Genomic DNA, 19,353 nt, shown 5'->3' with positions numbered 1-19,353 from the left:
ACGGACTACTAAATGCAGATACCGCGACACTCGGTAGAGGAAAGAAATTCATTACCAAACTCACCTGGCGTATATAAGTTCTTCAATAAAGATGAGGAACTTATATACGTTGGGAAAGCAAAGAGTCTGAAAAAAAGGGTTGCCAGCTACTTCAGCAAATCCCATCAGCTCAATAGAAAAACAAAGAAGCTGATCTCCGAGATTGTGTCCATGGAATACACATTGGCCAATACCGAATTTGATGCGCTGCTTCTTGAAAATAATCTAATCAAAGAAAATCAGCCCAAATACAATATTCTGCTAAAGGATGATAAGACCTATCCCTATATCTGTATTGTAAATGAAAGGCTACCACGCATTATTTCAACCAGGACATTTGACCCTACATATGGTGAATATTTCGGCCCGTTTTCAAGTGTAGTAGCCATGAAAAACGTACTGGATCTTTTAAGAAAGCTGTATTCGATCAGAACATGTAAATTCAACCTGTCTGAAAACAACATATTAGAAGGTAAATTTAAGGTATGTCTGGAGTACCATATTGGAAATTGCAAAGGCCCATGCGAGAATCTTCAAACCAAAGAAGATTATGACAGTGAAATAGAACAGGCCCGGAACATTCTGAAGGGAAACCTTTCAGTGGTAAGAAGCTATTTCAAGCAACAGATGCTAACCGCCTCCGAAAACCTTGAGTTTGAACTGGCCCAACGATTTAAAGAAAAAATTGATTTGCTTGATAAATTCCAAACGAGATCAACAATAGTAAATCCAAAACTATCAGAGCTAGATGTATTCTCTATAGTCAGTGAAAAACAGTCCGCCTTTGTTAATTATCTTCAGATCAAAAATGGGGCTATAATTTTGGCCAAAACTGTTGAAATCAAAAAGAAACTGGAAGAATCTGACGAAGATGTACTTAGTTTGATATCCGTAGAGCTTCGTGATCGTCATGGCAGTAATAATAAGGAAATAATATCCAATATTGTCCTTACGTTAGAAGAGGATGTAAACAATGTAATACCCAAAATAGGGGATAAGAAAAAACTGCTGGAACTCTCTCTTAAAAATGCGCTTGAGTATAAGAAAGACAGAATGAAGCACTCAGGCAAAGAGAAAAAGAACGAGACACTTCTCCAACTAAAAATAGACTTGAAGCTTCAGGAATTACCGCAGCAAATAGAATGCTTTGATAATAGCAATTTGCAAGGAACAAATGCGGTTGCCTCAATGGTATGCTTCAAAGATGGGAAACCTTCAAAAAAAGATTACCGGCATTTTAACATTAAAACAGTCGAAGGGCCGGACGACTTTGCTTCTATGAAAGAGATTGTCTATAGACGATATAAGCGGCTCTTAAGCGATAATCTTCCCCTGCCCCAGCTCATAGTGATAGACGGAGGCAAAGGTCAGCTAAGCAGTGCCTGTGATGCTCTTAAGGAACTCAGGTTATACGGCAAGATACCAATCGTCGGTATTGCTAAGCGCCTGGAAGAAATATATTTCCCCGGTGATTCAATACCCATACACATTAGTAAAAAATCTCGGTCACTTTTTCTACTTCAAAGAATACGGGATGAGGCTCATAGATTTGCTATAACATTTCACCGACAAAAACGCAGCAACGCCAGCTTTAATACTGAGCTGGAAACAATTAAGGGTGTTGGCAAAAAAACGACCGACAGGCTTTTAAAAGAATACAAATCAACACGTAAAATCAAGGCCTTGTCTAAAGAGGAGCTTATCAGGTTCTTAGGAGAAAGCAAAGCAGAGCTTGTATACAATTACTTTCACAAATAAAAGAAGCTGCTCCAAGATTGAAGCAGCTTCTTTATATATTAACTTTCAGTTTTTAGTATTCCCAAAGGTTATGCTCTTTTTCCATTAGCTGCATCTCCCACCATTCTGATGCCATAACTGCCTCCATACGGTTTTTGTACATGTCAACTATAGGATCATCATCCGGATTCTCAAATTTAAACAGAGAAGCTCTGAATAACCTTAAATCGAATGCATCAGCGAAATTCTTATTTTCAGCGCTGTTGTATCTGTTAATCCAGATCGCACTCTCAGGGTGCTCTTTAAACAGTTTGTGCAAATCCTTATACTTAAGAACTACCAGTGGTAGCTGCACACCATCAAGAGTTTCTGAACCAGGGATGATAAGTTGCAAAGACTGTGGCTTATGATAAAGTCTGGATCTTCGCTTGTCAAAAATCACATCCTCCATCAGCATAAGCAAACTGATTTGTCTAGGTAAGAAAAGTATGGCATCACCTACGCCGGGTGTCTCTTCCCAATCATCAGGAGATTCAGACGGAACAGATGTTACCTCATCAAATATGGCTGAGTAGACAATACCGTTATATTTAACCTGATCTCCTTCATAGTACTCAACGCCAGGCTGCCATGCATCAATTTGCAAACCTTCCTGGTAAACAAGTTTACCCATGAACTCATCCTTACTCATTTTAGTAGTTAGAGAATCATTAACATATAAGTCAGAAAGCTCACCAGACTTGATCGCATCCAGGATAAAGCCTGTAATTTCTCCTCCTCTTGCGAAAAAGCCCTTATTTTGCTTTTCCTTCAAATCGATAACTCTCCACACCCTTCTTTTGAATAAGTGCTCATATCTTGCAATAGGTTCAATTGAATTGGGATTATATTGATCCAGTTCACTCAATTGAGCATAGGTTGCGGGTGTTGCTAAAATTCCTACTAAGACAACAAGGATATATTTCTTAAACTTTATCATTTCACACCTTATATTTATTAATCAATCGGAATACTATAAATAGTAGTTGCCGGCTTCACTCTTTCGTTTTCACCTTGATAAGTTCTTCTGGTAACATTTTCTATTTTAACAATAAGATTATCACCTTTTCTGAATAAACTCCTCCAGGCTCTCAAATCAATGTTCTCAGAAGTAAAATCCTCAGCCTTAATTTGTCTGCCTGCTCTCGCCAACTTTACATTCACTTTAGACACTCTGTAGCGGGCATCTTTTGGCACCTCTCTGGCAAAGTTTTCATCGGGTTCTGCGCTAACCTTGATTGTAGTTAAAGCCGCAGCCGTTATACCCTGCTCAAAATCAACAGGTCGGTTTCTTGAAGATATTTCAATGTTAGGCGGCGGAACCTTCTTTACATCAAACGTCTCTGTACCTAAAACATTGCCTCCATTACTAACTGTTAATTTAACTTTACTTCTACCTTCCGGTATTACTGTAACTAAACCAGTTCTGTTTCCTTTGACAACTTTTGCACCTGATGATGAGAAAGAAGGATTATAAGCAGTTCCTAATGCAGGGACCTGAATGTCCAGTTCGTTACCGCAGTTCATATACAAAGCTTGCAATGCTGCAGACCTCACCTGGATAACAGGCTTAACCACAAAGTACTTATGATCAATAGTGTAAGTAGAGTCATTAAGCGTAATCTGTGCCTTGAATGACTGCTCTGACATCAACGTTTTTGGATCATAATTTCCGGCTTTAGCTGAAAATTTAACTTTACCATACTTAATGCCGTGCTCATTCTGCTCTGCGGGCACTTCTTTTCCATTGTACATAAAAGTTGGATCCATACCGGTAGCTGCCGCTGTGATAAATAGATCAGCTTCAAAATCCGCTCCTGCAGCCACAACATTTGATGTCGGCCTGATTAATGGAACAAGTTTATCAAATTCTACGTCTTTGGCTCCAACCTGCTCTGCCAGGTTCTCAAGAGCCCTCGCCTCGTAGTTTAATACTTCTGTCTCCAGATGGCTTATTGTAGCCATACCTGCTGCTGTCGGAGTGTTACCAAAATAATACTCGGAAAAAGTCTTATTCTTTTGGTTCTCATCGTTTTTAGCTATTTCTATATCCTTCGCATCTTTAGCCAAAGGGGAAAACTGGTTACCAGTTAGACTTTCCAGTTGCTTAGAATAATCGTTTAACTTTTTCTTGAGTGTTTCTCCTTCTCCTTTCTGGATCATGTAATTACCAACAATATCATAATCCTTAGCTCCTATAAGCTGATTATTTTCATCACGTCCACCTGTAATCTCAACCATTTTTTCCCTTAGGGCACTCATATAGGTCAACGTCTCGTTGGTCAACTCTTTTACTTTTTTCGCCTTATCTAAAGCCGCTTTATCCGCAGCTCTATCTCCCTTGTTTTTAACCTCGGTAGTAATTGCTGATAATGTTTTTGTATTTTTTTCAGCCATTTCCTCACCCGAACGTCTAAGGGCTTCATCGATGAAGACAAACTTCTCTAGTACCGCATTACTTACCTGCAACGCTAACAGCGCAGTAAGAACGAGGTACATCATACCTATCATCTTCTGTCTTGGGGTTTCTTTTCCACCAGCCATGTTAGATTCGTTTTGTTAATGAATAAATCATAAATTCTTACTATTAAACCCTTTTATTGATTAGGGTTTCCTCCACCTCTCATAGCAGTAAGCATACTTCCGTATACTTTATTGAGAGAAGTCAGGTTACCAGTCAGTTTGTCAAGCTCGTTGGCAAACGACTTTGTTTTTTCACCTGCCTGTGTCATTCCTTCTAAAGCTCCGGCCATATTAGTATAAAACTTGTTCATAGCTTTAACGTGGCTGTCAGCATCCTTCAATTCCATTTCATAAACAGCGTTCAACGCGCTAAGATTCTTAGTTACATTTTGTACCTGTGTGTGATACTCTTTTGAATCTTTGGTGGCGTCTGCCATTGCTGACATCGCCTGAGCTGTTGTAGCGTAAGATTTATTCATTTCCGACAATGATTGTGAGGCGGTTTTCACATTTTTTGCATAGTCGTTTGTTGCAACGGCAGCATCTGCCAAATTTGACATTTTAGATGCGGAGTCCGCCATATTTCTCATTCCCTTTCCAAGGCTTTCTATAAGTTCAGGACCTATTTTAGCCTTCTCCATCATTTTGTCAAGCTCTTGTGATGGAGAAACTCCTGGTTTATTAGAGATTCTTGGAGCTGTGGCTGCTCCTTCATAGTCCTCTGCTAACTCAGGATAGACTTTAGACCAATCTGGTTCTGCGTGTGGTGGTTCAAAAGCACTTAAGAAGAAAATGATAGCTTCTGTGGTCAAACCTATCATTAGCATTTGATTAGCTCCTTCCAAATGCAGAATTTTAAACATTGCACCTATAATTACTACTGCAGCACCTATACCATAAATCTTGGGCATTATGGTCCTAAATAGAAGTTCTGCAAATCCGCCTTTTTTTCTACTCATTGTCTTAAGGTTTTAATTTTAATGAAAGTTAATTTTAATGTGTTTGATAATAAAAATCAAATTTAAAATTCGGTTCCTGATGATCTTCCTAAATGAGTCATAGCATTACGGAAACCAATATATGCTCTGACTGAATCTTTGAACTCAAAAGTCCTTGTTCCTGTCTCCAGATAATATGCAACATCCTTCCACGAGCCTCCTCGTATAACCTTCTTAGGTAGGATATCCGGATCATACTTTGTACTATTTGGATCAGTTCTTTTATCGATGAATTGAGGGTTCAAATCCCAGACTGTTGGTACAGAAACAGGGCTGAAATCATCAAGACACCATTCCGATACGTTACCGGCCATGTCGTAAAGCCCGTAGTCGTTCGCAAAATAAGATGCAACTGGTGCTGAATATGCAAAACCATCGTCATAGAAATTACCTCTGCCTGGTTTGAAGTTGGCAAGCATACATCCTTTTGAGTTTCTTATATATGGATTACCCCAAGGGTACTTCGCCATATCTCTTCCTCCTCTTGCAGCATATTCCCACTCTGCCTCATTGGGAAGCCTGAAAGAAGGCATGGGCACCTCTCCTATACTTCTTCTGAAGTCAGCCCAATATGCAGTTCTCCATTTACTGAAATAAACTGCTGCTTCCCAGTTCACACCCACTACCGGGTAATCATCATAACCGGGATGCCAGTAATAGTAGTCCTGAACCGGGTCACCCATGTGGTGTGCAAAATCTCTGACCCAAACAGTAGTATCGGGATAGTAATCACTCATGATTTTATCCTCACCCAATACACTTACAGAGTCTTCGAGCAGATGATTAATGAACTGACGATATTCATTATTTGTAATTTCGGTATCATCCATATAGAATGACCCGATTGTGATCTGTTTGTTGAAGTTGATCTGTGTTGACGCAGGATCTTCATCAGCCTGCCCCATGTGAAATGTACCGGCAGGGATAGGAACCATACCATAAGGTAGCGTCATAACCCAACCTTCTCGTCCGGGCACACCAACTAGCTCGCCCTGATCTCCTCCGCCGCCACCGAGGCCTAAGAGTCCACAACCTCCTAATATTGCTGGTGCCAACAACAACAATGAGTAGAGGAATCTTCTTGTAACTTTACGCATAACACTTTTCTTTAAAACCTTTAACTTAATTAATTTAAGTTAAAGCCAACCATGTTTGTTTAAATTTGAAGTGGAAATATATAAAAAAAATTCTATTTAAAATCTTTCAATAAGAGTTTTTAAAACCACCGTTATTAATATAGATATTTTACAAATTGAATAAATTCTTATTAAAAGCAAAATCTTTTTATTCTTAATGTCTGAATCTTGGGGTGCGGATAACCTTTTTGCCACTACCAGGATTCACAGGCAATTGATAACTCAATAACACTTCATGAGTTGTAGGTTGCTTCGCATCCTGATCTTTTACTACATAACCAAAAGAGTAGCCAAAACTTAACGACTTATCCTTCAAAAAATTGTAGCCCAACAAAAGATTTATGTCATCTGACTGCCTAAATGACAGGCCTCCCCACAACTGGTCCTTATAATAAGCCATACCGCCTAATATAAAACTGTATTCATTAAAATCGGTCTGTACAAGAAATGATGGTGATAATTTAACATCAAAATTCACTTCATATATATAACCAAAAGTTAAATAAGCATGATTCTCAAGTGCATTTCTAACCACATCAACTCCGAAGTCGAATTCAGACTTAAGAATATGATTCATGCTAAAGCCTGCATAATACTTCTCAGATCGGTAATATACACCCAGGGCCATATCAGGCCTTACCTGAGAATCTGAGCTTTCTATGATAACGGGATCTCCTTCATCAATCGGCCTGTACTGCCCCTTATCTATAGATTGAGAAAATACCCCTGCTCTGATACCAAAACTCAATTTGGAATTTTTAATTCCTAAATGATAAGCGTATGAAAGCTGGGCTTCAAGATTATTAACTGGTCCCAGGTTATCATTAACCACGTGCGCCCCAAAACCACTCCTATATCTATAGATTGGAGTTGTCATACTAAAAACCTGGGTGTTAGGTGCCCCACCATCATCAAACGATGATTTATACCCAGCCCACTGGGTACGATGAAGCAAAGTCAATTGCGTAATACCCTCTGTTCCTGCAAAAGCAGGATTATAGTAAAGGGCGTTTTTCATATAAAATGAAAATTGCGCATCTTGTTGGGCGTTTGCAGCGTTAAGGCTAAAAAATAACGCCCCTAACCATATATAAAAAATAACTCTTCGCATATCTATAGTCAAAAGCAGTCTTAAATATAAGTTATTTTTGACAATAGATTCAAGAATTTTGCGTTAAAAGGACAAAGATTCCGGATGATTTACCAAATAGGAAAATAAACCCCGGATTATTTGATGCCATTCGCCTTCTTGATGTACAACTCTATTGCCCCTGTCATAGAGGGCGCATTTGGTAATGGTGCCTCTATATCCAGAATCAGATCTGCGTCCTTTACAGCCTTAGCTGTTGTCGGACCAAAAGCTGCTATTCTCGTATTGTTTTGCTTAAACTCAGGGAAGTTGACTAAAAGCGAATTGATACCAGACGGGCTAAAGAAAGCCAGAATATCATAATACACATTTTCAAGATCCGAAAGATCACTAGCTACCGTACGATAAATAATAGCCTCACTATAATTAAACCCATTCTGACTCAGGAAATCTGGTATATCATTTTTCCTGATATCCGAACATGGGAATAAGTACTTTTCGTTTTTATGCTTTTTTAATATCTCCAGCAGATCTGTTGCCGTACGATGTCCTGTAAAAATTTTTCGCTTTCTGATGACGATATATTTTTGCAGGTAGTTAGCCGTTTGCTCTGAAATGCAAAAGTATTTCATATCAGCTGGCATTTCTATTTTCACTTCTTCACAGATTTTGAAGAAATGGTCAACAGCATTTCTACTGGTAAAAATTATAGCCGTATGTTTCAGGATATCAATCTTTTGCTGCCTGAACTCTTTAATAGATACCGGGTCCACCTGAATAAATGGCCTGAAATCTACTTTTAGGTTATACTTTTCCGCCAACTTAAAGTAAGGCGAATTTTCATCACTAGGTTTTGGCTGAGAAACGAGGATGCTCTTTACTGGACGCATCCTATCTTTCACTTGATCGGTCATAACTTCACTCAACAGTTACTCTTTGCTCTTAGTAAATCAGAATGGTTGATTTAATCCTAAATAAAGAATAATACCAAACGGTATTACTTCAGTGCCGCAAAGGTATGAAAATAAATGTAAAGTTTTGTATGAGGCTGAACTCAATAATTTAAAAAACAATATTACCACCCTTAATCCTAGCAGGATCAATATAATGTTGATAAATATAGCATAGTAACCTTCCGAAAAAATTCCGAATCCAAAGTAGGAAAGCACCAATACAAGTAAGGCACCTGTAAAAATGATCAGGCTCATTCTTATATAATTGAAGTAATGAGACACTGCAAAGCCTCCCAGCTTAAAGAGGGACGACATATTGTTGATTAACAAATATTTAGAAAAAAACCACCCCATAATTAACAAAGATAACTGTAACCATTTCCACATGCTATCCCAATAGCCATCGGGGTTAAATATGCCTGCTTCGACATGAATGCCTGATTGATAAACAATCAGCAATAATACCAGGCCCACCATGAAGCTAAGGTAGAGATATATTAAAAGGTTAATCTGATTCAATGGCCTGCTCTTAAACAAATTTTCGTCACTTTCCCTTAAGGAAAAAGCCTTGCCTGCTTTGAAAAAATCAGACAGCATCCTGGGGAAATAGTTATACAATGCAGCTAAAAAGGCCCATATCAAAATCAATGCAGTAATAGCGAAATTATAAAATGGATGAAATTCACGTGTCTTTATAATAATTGTGTTTTCGGCAAGGGGTTTATCTGATTTGCTATATTGTACTACCCGTGTAAATACAGCAAAGGGGTCCAGATTTTTGTTATATACTGTAAAATGCCACTTATCTGAACCAAAGATTTGCTTAAGGCTATCAATATCATAAGATTGCTTATTCATTATGACTCCTATCATTCTATTATTGATAAAGAAAGAAAACCCTTGTCCACCACCAACTTGTAGTATGCTGTTGTGAAATTCTGATGGAGCTACATCAAAATGTATTGTCCGACCTCTGAAAGAGGTCCTGTCTACCAAAGGAAAGTAACTTTCGCTACCTTCATCATAAAAATACCAGTCATGGGACAGATCCCTCACTACGGTTGTATCTGTACCAAAAGACTCCAAAGGGGACACCATAGATATCAAATAAAAAAATGTATAAATATATAGTAGTCTTTTTCTCACGCTTATCAAGATTTAGCTGCAATTTATCAGAATTTAGCTATATAACCGAAATGAAATTTTGAAAGACGAGTACTGAGTTCCTGATTTTCTGATTTACCGACTGCATATACCAAGCTCACTATGCCTGCTTTAGTGGCAAAACTTATGCCTGCTCCAATCCCCAAAGGATAATCAATCATACTATTTTCACCAAGATCGAAATACATATAGGATTGATCATAGAAGACGAACAAGGATGAGTTTTCATCAAAATGTAACTGAAGCTCAACATTGGAAAGCAGATAGTCTGAAGCGAAAAAAAAGTTTTCATTAAACCCCCTCAGGCTCCTTAAACCTCCTAATCTGAACAGGTCGTTTTTGAAAAGCTGATCATTAATAATCTTACCTCCTTTTACTCTTTGATGAAAAACAAGCAACTTGCTAATTGGTAAATAATATTGATAATGACCTTCCAATTGATATTGTACTGTATTGAGCTCAATCCCATCATATATTTCAGAAGGTAATGATACATTTTTTCTGATCTTCTTGGTACCCACTGCTATCTCTATATATGTACTCATGCCAGATCTTCTGTTTACTTGCTCATTGAAACTATTCGCGCCGTAGCCTATACCGTAATAGTTAAGGTTAAAGTCATTGACTTCCGGCAGACTTAAAATGTCCTCAAGCCCTTCTGTACTTAATAACCTTGAGGTTTTCAACCTGGTAAAAAATGTAACGTTGCTTGCCGAAATCTGATAATCAAATCCAATAAATGCATTTCTGTTAATAAAAGTAGAATCCTCCTTAAGGAGTTCATAAGAGGTATTTAAATGTAGTGGTGATGCCAGCATGTTAGGATGACGGTATGCAATATGCAGAAACTGCGACAATGGTTTGAGCCTCTGCCATTCAACGTCAAGCCGCTTGCCACTATTAAAAAGGTTAGTTAAGGAAAGGTCGAATTGTCCTGTTACCAATAGCTTACCGTCATTCTGTGCATTTGGCAAAATCCCCACTACACCATCAATACGATTAGCGTTGATATTTTTAAGGGTTAGCATTACAGTGGCCTGACTATTTTGAAAAGTGACCTCAACCGGAGCAGCCAGTTCTATAAACCCAAGTTTATTTATTCTTGAGGCTATTTTATCAAGCACTCCCTGGTTAAACACTTCACCCGGTCGCATTTCAAGATAGCTCATCAGCCATTTTATTTTGACCTTGTCTGTACCTTTAATAATAAGGGAATCATAGGTGATTAAAGGACCACTTGTATAATTTAATACGGACTGAATAGTATTGTTGACTACGGTAATTGAATCAAGCTTCACGGAAGCAAAAGGATAACCGGTATTTTCACTCTGCCTGACTATTTTGTTAAATAACCTTGCCAGCTCACCGAACTTAAAAGGTTTGTTGATATAGAACCGTTCTCTATAACCTATTTTGCTCAGTAACACTTCGGGCACAGAGCCCTGCTGCAAGTAAGCCCAGTAATATTGCTCACCAGCATTGACTCCTACTCTAAAAACATTATTGGAGAAATTAGCTCGTGTGGTTTCGGCCCTGAGATAACCCCTGGAATAAAGACTGGCAAGTAACTTATTGGTTTGACTTATTACCTCTAAAGAATCCGTAACCCGTTGTTGCAATGGCTGGAATTCTTCAACTATGTCAAGTGTTTTATCAGAGCCCAGAAACTGTAATGTATAATTCTGCCCGTGACATAAGTTAATGGCTGATAAAAAAAAGAAAGTGCTATATATTAGTTTCCTTACCAAATAAATAAAATTTAATTTTAAGCTGACTTAATTATAACGATTTGGCTGGTATATATCTACATGTTCCGTTTTGTAAACAAGCTTGTTATTATTGTGACTTCCATTTCAGCACTAATCAGAAGTATGTTAGGGAAATGGTAGAGGCACTGTGCACCGAACTAAAGCTACAGAAAGACTACCTTCAACAAGATCCGATAAGCACCATATATTTTGGAGGAGGAACACCTTCTCTTTTGACAGGTGAACAATTGAAAAAACTTTTGGATATAATTAAAGCCAATTATGTTATTGCTCCATCTCCGGAAATAACCCTTGAGGCTAATCCTGATGATCTTACGGCGGAAAAGCTGGAGATACTTTATCAAACGGGGGTTAACAGGTTAAGTATTGGTATCCAGTCATTCAATCCAGCTGTTTTGAATTATCTGAACAGGGCCCATAGCCAGCAGCAGGCATTAAAATGCTTTGAAGATGCTCGAAAATCTGGGTTTGATAATATAAGTATAGACCTAATTTATGCAATTCCTGCGGATAACCATGAAAACTGGCACAGGGATCTGGATCAGGCTTTGGCATTACAGCCTGAGCATATATCCTCATACAGTCTCACTATAGAACCCAGAACCACTTTTGGCACCTGGTTGTTAAAAGGGAATATTCCACCTATTGACGAAGAGTTTTCCGCTGCTCAATTTGAAATCCTGCTGGAGCGCCTTTCTCATTCCGGGTACGAACAATATGAGGTATCCAATTTTTGCAGACCCGGATATCATTCCAGGCATAATTCAGGCTACTGGAAGCAAGAAAAGTATTTAGGAATAGGACCAAGTGCCCATTCTTATGATGGTGTAAACCGCAGGTTCAACATTAGCCATAATCCAAAATATTTGAAAGCCATTGCCCATTCTGAAATTCCGTATGAAGCCGATATTCTAACTAATGAAGACAGGATCAATGAATACCTACTCACCACCCTACGGACCAAGTGGGGTGCAAATCTTGAAAAGTTAAAAAATGAGTGGAGCTATGACCTTCTTGCTGATCAACGGGAATACCTGGACAGACTCCTCACCAAGAGTTATGCTATAATTGACGGAAAACATCTTAAATTAACCCGTAGTGGTTTATTACTGGCAGATAAAATATCTTCAGACCTATTCAAAATTTAGATATGAAAGCGTCTTTTATTATAAATGCGAAAGTCTATGAGGCGGATCTTACTAATCCTTTGGATATATCCATTCCCCTTAATGCGGGCAGCGATAATCCAAATTGCTATTACGCAGCTCCGGTTAATTTTGAAACTATTCGGTCAGGAGACTTCATTGGTAGCGTAGCATTGGGAGGAAGTGTAAATTATCAGTCAATTTCTATTACCCCACATGGAAACGGGACTCATACCGAGTGTTTCGGACACATTTCGTCTGATCAGGGAGCGACATTAAACAAATGCCTTAAAAGATACCACTTTAGCGCACAGGTTATTACTCTCCCTCCAACACAAAAACCCAATGGGGATTTGGTAATTAGTTTTGAGGATTTTCAAGCCGTATTTCAGGAAGGTATAGAGGCTATTATTATCAGAACCTCTCCAAATACTATTGAAAAGCTTCATCGTCAATACTCCGGCACCAATCCTTGTTATATGGATAGCAGAATTGCAGAGTTGCTATGCCAAAAGGATGTAAAGCACCTACTCATAGACTTACCGTCTGTAGACAGGGAGGTCGATGGAGGGGAGCTTAAATCGCACCGGGCTTTTTGGAATATGAATGGTAATATCCGAAAGGACTGCACCATTACAGAACTGATTTACGTAAACAATGATATACAAGACGGGTTGTACTTACTCAATTTACAAATCACAAGCCTTGAAGCTGACGCGAGCCCTAGTAAACCTGTACTTTTTAAAGTTAAGGAATATTAGTTTTTAAATTTTATTTTACTTTTTTTGCTAATGAAAATTGACCCCATGACCAGCGAAGAAAAGAAGGCTTATTTACTACTTAAATCTGTAATTTTTCACTATCACGGATTAGATGAAAAAGAGCGTCAAAATTTGCAGGAAACTGCCCTTGAAATTGACGGACTGGAAGAGTTAAAGTGGGCTAATGAATTCATTGCAAAGGATTATTTTAATTCTTTTGATCGCGCACGTGAATATTTGAATGGTATCATTGGAGATTACCCTCTTGAAAAAAGGGTGTTTTATATTGACATGGTATGGAAGTCAAACAGTTTGAAAGGTTATGTAACTGAGCTTGAAGCAACCGCCATGTTAAAACTAGCCCGAGACTGGAATGTAGAAGCCGAGCTTATGGAGATCGTTAAAAGGATCTCCGGTGGGTCATAGGCTCATCATTTCTTTAAACTTCGCTGCCTGCCTTCTACTTACCTCTACCTTATCTCCACCTCGTAGTCTTACCATAAGGCCGCCATTGAACCATGGCTCGATCCCCTCGACCCAACTCAGATTGACGATGTGTTTACGGCTTGCCCTGAAAAAATGCCTTGAGTCCAGCTTTTCATCCAGCGCATTTAATGACTTATGGATCATCGGACGGTTATTATCAAAGTAGACCTTAATGTAGTTACCGTCAGATTCAAACAGTCTGATATTGGACAGGCTAACAAACCAGCATTTATCTCCATCTTTTACAAAAACCTGATCATCAAGTGTAAGTTTTTTTTCCGGGTGCCTGCCAGAAGTATTTGCCGCCTGATGTTTAGCCAGTAATTTGTTTATGCTTTCATTCAGACGTTCTGTTTGAATTGGCTTCAATAAATAATCAAGAGCATTTACTTCAAATGCTTTTAGTGCAAATTCATCATATGCTGTGGTAAAAATTACCTGAGGCACATTATCGAGCATCTCAAGTAGTTCAAATCCTGTTTTACCCGGCATTTGAATATCAAGAAATAAGAGATCCGGATTCAGGCTATTAACCATTTCCAAGGCTTCGTCTGCATTGGCAGCCTCACCAACAATATCAATCTGACCATAATCCTGAAGCAGATTGGTTAATTCCTTTCTTGCTAATCTCTCATCATCAATAATTAGTGCTTTCATATGTTCCAATTTATTTTGAGCATTATTTTTTAACGCTAACCGGCATTTAATTCCGTTTTGGAATAACCAGCTCCGTCAATACAATATTCTTAGACTCATTTTTCACCGTTAAATGGGCCTCTCCTCCATATAATAATTTAAGCCTTTGCCTGGTATTTCGTAGCCCTAACCCTCCTTTAGTTTCAGCTTTAGCCCCATTAACGGATTTAAAGTGTCCGCTGTTTCTTATCTCTATTTTTAATTGAGAATCGGTGACAAAAGTTCGCAAATCAATGATACCACCCTCTTTCAATTTTGATATACCATGCTTTATGCCGTTCTCTACAAGTGTCTGTAGCATCAACGGAGGAACTAAGAATTTATATGATTCCCGGTGAATTTCAAATTTCGTTCTTAGCCTTTCTTCGAACCTGATACTTTCCAGACCAAGGTAATCCTTCACGGTTTTTAGTTCATCTTCAAAATTAGTTAGCCTTTTTTTATCAGAAACCAATGAGTTTCGCAAAATATTGGATAGCTGCGTAATAGCATTTTTTGATTTAACCGGATTTTCATCTACCAAGGCTCTTATACTATTCAAGGCATTGAAAATAAAATGCGGATTGAGCTGTGATTTAAGGTTGTTGAGTTCGATTTCGTTAATAGCAGCTTCATGTTGTAATGACAAGTTGTATCGCTCAAAGTAATGATATATAAAATATAGTACTGACCACAAAAAGAAGATCAAGGCATAGACCATGGTAAGTCCAACCACATTATTTATTTTCCACACCTGAGGGTTAAACATACCCAGTGGAAAGCTTATGAGTACACGAATAAAATAGACGGTCAGGCCCAGACAGAACACAGCTAAAAGAACCCTGGGGATCAATTTTGCCATGTTAAAAGCCAGCCAGCCCCAATTAATGATAAACCGCCTGAACAGATGGGTGATGAATAGGAAAGTAACAGCTTCGAGTAACCAGAATATTACCTGGGAACTCTTTAGCAACTGACCCCCAAGGATTATAAATCCCAAAATCTGCACGATAGCAAATAAGAGCCAGCTTCCTATTTGTAATGACCAATATAACTTTAGTTTATTCACTTAGTTTTTAACACTATCAAAAAAGTAAATTTACTTAATACCAGCATTAAAAATTACGTTTTTTTATCAGTGGGTCGAAAAGAACACTAGCGGAATTATCCGTCTGTTCTGATCAAAAACAGGAATAGAAAAACCGCGAGCAAAATAAAAACCCATGAAAAAACATTAAGCAGTGTTTTTTGCTTTGGAAGGGCTTCTCTCTTTATCAGCCCCATGGTTATAAAAGCAAGCCCCGCAGATATGTACATAGCGGCCTCCCAGTATTCCTTAATGTATATCTGATAAAAAGAAAAGAGTAGCATGAGTCCCCCTACAAAATATTGTATTCCCGACTTATTCATTATTCTTTATGATTGTTACGATGCCTTGGAATGAACCTTCTGATAATAAGCCTGGTCCCTTTGTCATAAGTGAAATAATTCCATACCCAGTTGCTGAATACTATTAACCGGTTCCTGAAACCTATGATAGAGATAAGGTGTACGAACATCCAGATCATCCAGGCAAAAAGTCCTCCAAACTTAAGTTTTCCCAAATCTACAACCGCCTTATTCCGACCAACAGTTGCCATAGAACCTTTGTCTTTATATGTAAACGACTTTAAAGGTTTTCCTTCAAACATTCTTTTGAAATTGCCTGCCAGATGATCGCCCTGCTGTATGGCTACAGGAGCCAGCATAGGATGTCCATGCGGATATTCCTTCGACTTCATAACGGCTATATCACCTATGGCATAAATATTTTCGTAACCTTCAACCTGATTGTATTCATTAACAATTAACCGGCCTCTCTCCACCGAGCGTTCGTTGATACCATCAGGAAAGTTACCCTGAACTCCTGCGGCCCATATCAGCGTTTGGGTTTTAATTTCTTCACCATTATTCAGTTTTGCAACCACACCATCATAGGAGGTCACTAAGGTGTTTAATTGCACATTGACATCAAATTTTTTAAGGTATTTCAGTGCTTTCTTTGAAGCAAACTCTGACATTGCTCCTAAAAGACGCGGAGCCCCTTCCAGCAGAATGATATTCATCTGATCAAAATCCAATTCAGGGTAGTCGGAGGGAAGAATATTTTTCTTGAGCTCACCTAACGCCCCGGCCACTTCAACACCTGTAGGCCCACCTCCTACAATGGCAATATTCATCATAGATTCAAGCTTTTCCGGATCATCGGTAATATTTGCAGCCTCAAAGTTCTGAAGAATGTGACTACGGAGATCCAACGCCTGAGGTATTTGCTTTAAAGGGAAGGCATTAGCCATAATCGACTCATTACCAAAATAATTTGTCTTCGAACCTGTAGCTATCACCAGGTAGTCGTAGGACATTTCGCCTATTTCAGTTTGAATGCTTTGACTTTTTGTATCCACGGAATAGACTTCCCCCATCCGAAAGATAAAATTCTTTACTGGCTCCAACTGCTTTCTCAAAGGATCAGCTATAGAGTCAGGTTCCAGGCCGGCAGTAGCCACCTGGTAAAGAAGAGGCTGAAAAGTGTGGTAATTATTACGGTCAAACAAGACAATCTGAAGAGGAGCCCTGGCCAGCTTCTTAACTAATTTAATACCTGCAAAACCTCCGCCAATAATGATTAAACGTGGATTCTTAGACTCTGGCACCGGTATATTCTTCATCGTAACTAATAGCTAATGGTGGTAAAAATTGCCGGTGTAATATTAGCTTATTGTAACTAAATAAAAGAAGAAAACCGGATAGATTTAGAGGGTACGCTTTTTTATTATTTAAAGGGAACTCTTTTATACAAATTTGGCTTTTTAAGATAAGCAATAATTCATAGTTGATAATTTTCAAGGTTTTGGTTGAATGAAAAAGTGCCGCTGTCGAGCGGCACTTTTACTTTTACCATAGAAAATATCCTGTCTTATTTCTTCAAAGTTTCAAAGAATTTCATAGCACTTTGGCCCAAATTATCTGCAATTATTTTTTTGTACTCAACACTGGTAACAAATTCATTGCTCATAAACTCATCCAGTAACGAAGCCCAATCATTACTTTTTGGTATTATTATTCCGAATTGCTCAGTACTTTCATCGCCACCAGGGTGTCTTTTTACAGGTTGCCTATTCTGTATAGCCTCAAAATAATACGTAAAATCTACATTGGTAAACTTCTTTGGGTCAGCAACAATAGCGTCCATGGCTTTGCCAAATGAGGTGACATACTCTACTTTAAGGCCTGGATAATATTTGGACTTGATATCCTTCACCCATTTTTCATTAGTTGAATTTTTTATAGTAACTACAGTCATCCCGGCAAATTTTTCAGCAATCTCACTTATACTGTTCAATGTCGGTACGGAGTTATGAGTCAGCACCATTCCAATATTGGTTATATAAGGCGGACTGAAGTTATATATCCTTTTTCTTTCTTCGGTTATTGTAGTGTTGCTCAAACCAAATACACCACCCCGGGCTTGTTTAACCTCTTCCAGAAACAGTGTGAAATTATTAGGATCTTTGCTTTGGTAAGTTACGTTGACTTCAATATCCTCCTTCTTTTCAACATATTCTTCAAACTTATTCATTAAGTCTACAGTGATGCCTGTCATCTTACCATTCTTTTTTGAGGAAAACCCGGGAGATTCAGCATAGGTGAATACCCAGTTTGCTGACCCTTTCGACTTTGCTGTCGCATAGGTATCTCCCTTAAGCTGGGCAAAAAGTAAGGATGTATTTAGCAACAAACCGAGTACTATAGCGCACTGAATTTTTCTTTTGTCAACAAGATGGTTCATAATAATTAATAGTTAGAAAGAATTTAACCTATAATAATCATGAATGAATCAGGCAAATCAAAATGTTTTAAACAAATTCAGTGTGCTCAGTGCCGTATTTATAAAATTTGCACTAAATTATATAACTTATCTATAGAGATTTCTAAGTATGAGCCAATTAGTGTTTTATAGTCTCAAAAAATTTCATTGCGCTTTGCCCCAGATTATCGGCTATGATCTTTTTATAGTAAACACTTTCAAGAAACTCCGAACTCATAAACTCTTCCAGCAACGGGTCCCAGTCATTACTTTTTGGCATAATTATCCCAAATTGCTCGGTATCGATATCACCACCCGGATGTCTTTTTATCGGTTGTCGGTTTTGGATTGCCTCAAAGTAATAGGTAAAATCAGCATTTGTAAACTTTTTAGGATCCTTCATTACATTTTGCATGGCCACGCGTGTTGAAGGCACATATTCTATTTTTAAAGCAGGGAAGTACTTGTTTCTAATATCAGTTAACACTTTTTCATTAGTCGAATTTTTGACGGTTACTGCTGTCATACCCGCAAAAATTTTACTGATATCCGCAACATTGGCTAGTGTAGGTACTGAATTATGAGACAATATCATGCTAATATTGGTAATATAGGGCGGACTGAAAGTATATGTCTTCTTTCTTTCTTCCGTAATGGTGGCACTCGTTAAACCAAAAACACCGCCCTTGCCTTCTCTAACCTGTTTCATAAACAATATAAAGTCATTTGAGGCACTGCTCTCATAAGTGATATTCACCCTGATATTTTCTTTTTGTTCCACAAATTCTTTGAATTTATGCATCAGATCAAATGTAATGCCTGTCATCTTGCCATTGACTTTAGCTGCAAATCCCGGCGCTTCAGAATATGTAAATACCCAATTGGCCGTACCCTTTGCCTTTGCCTCAGCATAGGTGTCTCCTCTGAGTTGCGCAAAGCTATTGAGATATATTGTTTGAGATAAAATTAAAGCAAGACATAGTTTCAAAAATTTGTTCATTATGTATAGGATGGTTTAAATGGATTAGTCCGAAGTTTATCCCATTATAAA

General features: G+C 38.3%; 18 protein-coding genes. 4 read left to right on the top strand and 14 right to left on the bottom strand.

From position 1 onward, the window contains the following. Positions 1-12: 12 nt before the first annotated feature. The gene (gene uvrC, locus LVD17_RS10450) at positions 13-1,797 is read left to right on the top strand and encodes an excinuclease ABC subunit UvrC (RefSeq protein WP_233766588.1); all 1,785 of its coding nucleotides are present in this window, start codon (positions 13-15) and stop codon (positions 1,795-1,797) included. Between the two features lie 52 nt (positions 1,798-1,849). On the opposite strand, the gene porN is transcribed toward uvrC, so the two are convergent. The 8 genes from porN to LVD17_RS10410 form a co-directional block, all read right to left on the bottom strand. After that, positions 1,850-2,755 (bottom strand): type IX secretion system ring subunit PorN/GldN, encoded by a 906-nt coding sequence (gene porN, locus LVD17_RS10445; protein ID WP_233766587.1) that lies wholly within the window; start codon positions 2,753-2,755, stop codon positions 1,850-1,852. 17 nt (positions 2,756-2,772) lie between these two features. Then, positions 2,773-4,359, bottom strand: a complete 1,587-nt coding sequence (gene porM, locus LVD17_RS10440; protein ID WP_233766585.1) for a type IX secretion system motor protein PorM/GldM — start codon at positions 4,357-4,359, stop codon at positions 2,773-2,775. A 53-nt stretch (positions 4,360-4,412) separates the two neighbouring features. Continuing rightward, a complete protein-coding gene (gene porL / locus LVD17_RS10435; protein ID WP_233766583.1) occupies positions 4,413-5,237 on the bottom strand; it encodes a type IX secretion system motor protein PorL/GldL in 825 nt (274 codons plus the stop codon). 62 nt (positions 5,238-5,299) lie between these two features. Continuing rightward, positions 5,300-6,373: a T9SS ring complex lipoprotein PorK/GldK gene (porK, locus tag LVD17_RS10430; RefSeq protein WP_233766582.1), complete on the bottom strand. Its 1,074-nt coding sequence runs from the start codon at positions 6,371-6,373 to the stop codon at positions 5,300-5,302. Positions 6,374-6,566: 193 nt separating this feature from the next. Beyond that, positions 6,567-7,523 carry a PorP/SprF family type IX secretion system membrane protein gene (locus tag LVD17_RS10425; RefSeq protein WP_233766581.1) on the bottom strand — a complete coding sequence of 319 codons (957 nt, stop codon included), beginning with the start codon at positions 7,521-7,523 and terminating at the stop codon, positions 6,567-6,569. A gap of 116 nt (positions 7,524-7,639) precedes the next feature. Then, the gene (locus LVD17_RS10420) at positions 7,640-8,416 is read right to left on the bottom strand and encodes a uroporphyrinogen-III synthase (protein WP_233766580.1); all 777 of its coding nucleotides are present in this window, start codon (positions 8,414-8,416) and stop codon (positions 7,640-7,642) included. Positions 8,417-8,452: 36 nt separating this feature from the next. Continuing rightward, positions 8,453-9,601, bottom strand: coding sequence for a DUF4271 domain-containing protein (locus LVD17_RS10415; protein ID WP_233766579.1), 1,149 nt, complete (start codon positions 9,599-9,601; stop codon positions 8,453-8,455). Positions 9,602-9,627: 26 nt separating this feature from the next. Next, positions 9,628-11,367 carry a BamA/TamA family outer membrane protein gene (locus LVD17_RS10410; RefSeq protein ID WP_233766578.1) on the bottom strand — a complete coding sequence of 580 codons (1,740 nt, stop codon included), beginning with the start codon at positions 11,365-11,367 and terminating at the stop codon, positions 9,628-9,630. Between the two features lie 41 nt (positions 11,368-11,408). Here LVD17_RS10410 and hemW point away from each other — a divergent pair, with 41 nt between their 5' ends. Genes hemW through LVD17_RS10395 form a run of 3 tightly spaced genes read left to right on the top strand, consistent with a single transcriptional unit; the run spans position 11,409 to position 13,720 of the window. Then, entirely contained in the window at positions 11,409-12,536 is a 1,128-nt protein-coding gene (hemW, locus tag LVD17_RS10405; RefSeq protein ID WP_233766577.1) for a radical SAM family heme chaperone HemW, read from the top strand. 2 nt (positions 12,537-12,538) lie between these two features. Beyond that, positions 12,539-13,294, top strand: a complete 756-nt coding sequence (locus LVD17_RS10400; protein ID WP_233766575.1) for a cyclase family protein — start codon at positions 12,539-12,541, stop codon at positions 13,292-13,294. Between the two features lie 30 nt (positions 13,295-13,324). Next, positions 13,325-13,720, top strand: a complete 396-nt coding sequence (locus LVD17_RS10395; protein WP_233766573.1) for a hypothetical protein — start codon at positions 13,325-13,327, stop codon at positions 13,718-13,720. Here the strand turns inward: LVD17_RS10395 and LVD17_RS10390 are convergent. From LVD17_RS10390 to LVD17_RS10365, 6 genes are all read right to left on the bottom strand, one after another. Continuing rightward, a complete protein-coding gene (locus tag LVD17_RS10390) occupies positions 13,715-14,437 on the bottom strand; it encodes a LytR/AlgR family response regulator transcription factor (RefSeq protein ID WP_233766571.1) in 723 nt (240 codons plus the stop codon). The genes LVD17_RS10395 and LVD17_RS10390 overlap by 6 nt on opposite strands. A 46-nt stretch (positions 14,438-14,483) precedes the next feature. Further along, positions 14,484-15,524 (bottom strand): sensor histidine kinase, encoded by a 1,041-nt coding sequence (locus LVD17_RS10385; protein ID WP_233766570.1) that lies wholly within the window; start codon positions 15,522-15,524, stop codon positions 14,484-14,486. A 95-nt stretch (positions 15,525-15,619) separates the two neighbouring features. Further along, positions 15,620-15,865, bottom strand: coding sequence for a hypothetical protein (locus LVD17_RS10380; protein WP_233766569.1), 246 nt, complete (start codon positions 15,863-15,865; stop codon positions 15,620-15,622). Next, the gene (locus tag LVD17_RS10375; protein WP_233766568.1) at positions 15,865-17,163 is read right to left on the bottom strand and encodes an NAD(P)/FAD-dependent oxidoreductase; all 1,299 of its coding nucleotides are present in this window, start codon (positions 17,161-17,163) and stop codon (positions 15,865-15,867) included. The genes LVD17_RS10380 and LVD17_RS10375 overlap by 1 nt, the downstream gene beginning before the upstream one ends. 248 nt (positions 17,164-17,411) lie before the next feature. Beyond that, positions 17,412-18,284 carry a substrate-binding periplasmic protein gene (locus LVD17_RS10370; protein ID WP_233766566.1) on the bottom strand — a complete coding sequence of 291 codons (873 nt, stop codon included), beginning with the start codon at positions 18,282-18,284 and terminating at the stop codon, positions 17,412-17,414. A 157-nt stretch (positions 18,285-18,441) separates the two neighbouring features. Continuing rightward, on the bottom strand, positions 18,442-19,302 hold the full coding sequence (locus tag LVD17_RS10365) for a substrate-binding periplasmic protein (RefSeq protein WP_233766564.1): 861 nt from the start codon (positions 19,300-19,302) through the stop codon (positions 18,442-18,444). Positions 19,303-19,353: the final 51 nt, after the last annotated feature.

The organism is Fulvivirga ulvae, from assembly GCF_021389975.1.
GTDB classification, from domain to species: Bacteria; Bacteroidota; Bacteroidia; order Cytophagales; family Cyclobacteriaceae; genus Fulvivirga; species Fulvivirga ulvae.
The sequence above is the reverse complement of the archived record's forward strand: the minus strand, read 5'-3'. Positions and strand labels throughout refer to the sequence as shown.

Coding starts and splice junctions, on each gene's coding strand:
- porM (WP_233766585.1), bottom strand. CDS start 4,359: ATGGCTGGTGGAAAAGAAACCCCAAGACAGAAGATGATAGGTATGATG.
- uvrC (WP_233766588.1), top strand. CDS start 13: ATGCAGATACCGCGACACTCGGTAGAGGAAAGAAATTCATTACCAAAC.
- LVD17_RS10395 (WP_233766573.1), top strand. CDS start 13,325: ATGAAAATTGACCCCATGACCAGCGAAGAAAAGAAGGCTTATTTACTA.
- porN (WP_233766587.1), bottom strand. CDS start 2,755: ATGATAAAGTTTAAGAAATATATCCTTGTTGTCTTAGTAGGAATTTTA.
- porK (WP_233766582.1), bottom strand. CDS start 6,373: ATGCGTAAAGTTACAAGAAGATTCCTCTACTCATTGTTGTTGTTGGCA.
- LVD17_RS10400 (WP_233766575.1), top strand. CDS start 12,539: ATGAAAGCGTCTTTTATTATAAATGCGAAAGTCTATGAGGCGGATCTT.
- LVD17_RS10365 (WP_233766564.1), bottom strand. CDS start 19,302: ATGAACAAATTTTTGAAACTATGTCTTGCTTTAATTTTATCTCAAACA.
- porL (WP_233766583.1), bottom strand. CDS start 5,237: ATGAGTAGAAAAAAAGGCGGATTTGCAGAACTTCTATTTAGGACCATA.
- LVD17_RS10380 (WP_233766569.1), bottom strand. CDS start 15,865: ATGAATAAGTCGGGAATACAATATTTTGTAGGGGGACTCATGCTACTC.
- LVD17_RS10420 (WP_233766580.1), bottom strand. CDS start 8,416: ATGACCGATCAAGTGAAAGATAGGATGCGTCCAGTAAAGAGCATCCTC.
- LVD17_RS10370 (WP_233766566.1), bottom strand. CDS start 18,284: ATGAACCATCTTGTTGACAAAAGAAAAATTCAGTGCGCTATAGTACTC.
- LVD17_RS10390 (WP_233766571.1), bottom strand. CDS start 14,437: ATGAAAGCACTAATTATTGATGATGAGAGATTAGCAAGAAAGGAATTA.
- LVD17_RS10375 (WP_233766568.1), bottom strand. CDS start 17,163: ATGAAGAATATACCGGTGCCAGAGTCTAAGAATCCACGTTTAATCATT.
- LVD17_RS10425 (WP_233766581.1), bottom strand. CDS start 7,523: ATGCGAAGAGTTATTTTTTATATATGGTTAGGGGCGTTATTTTTTAGC.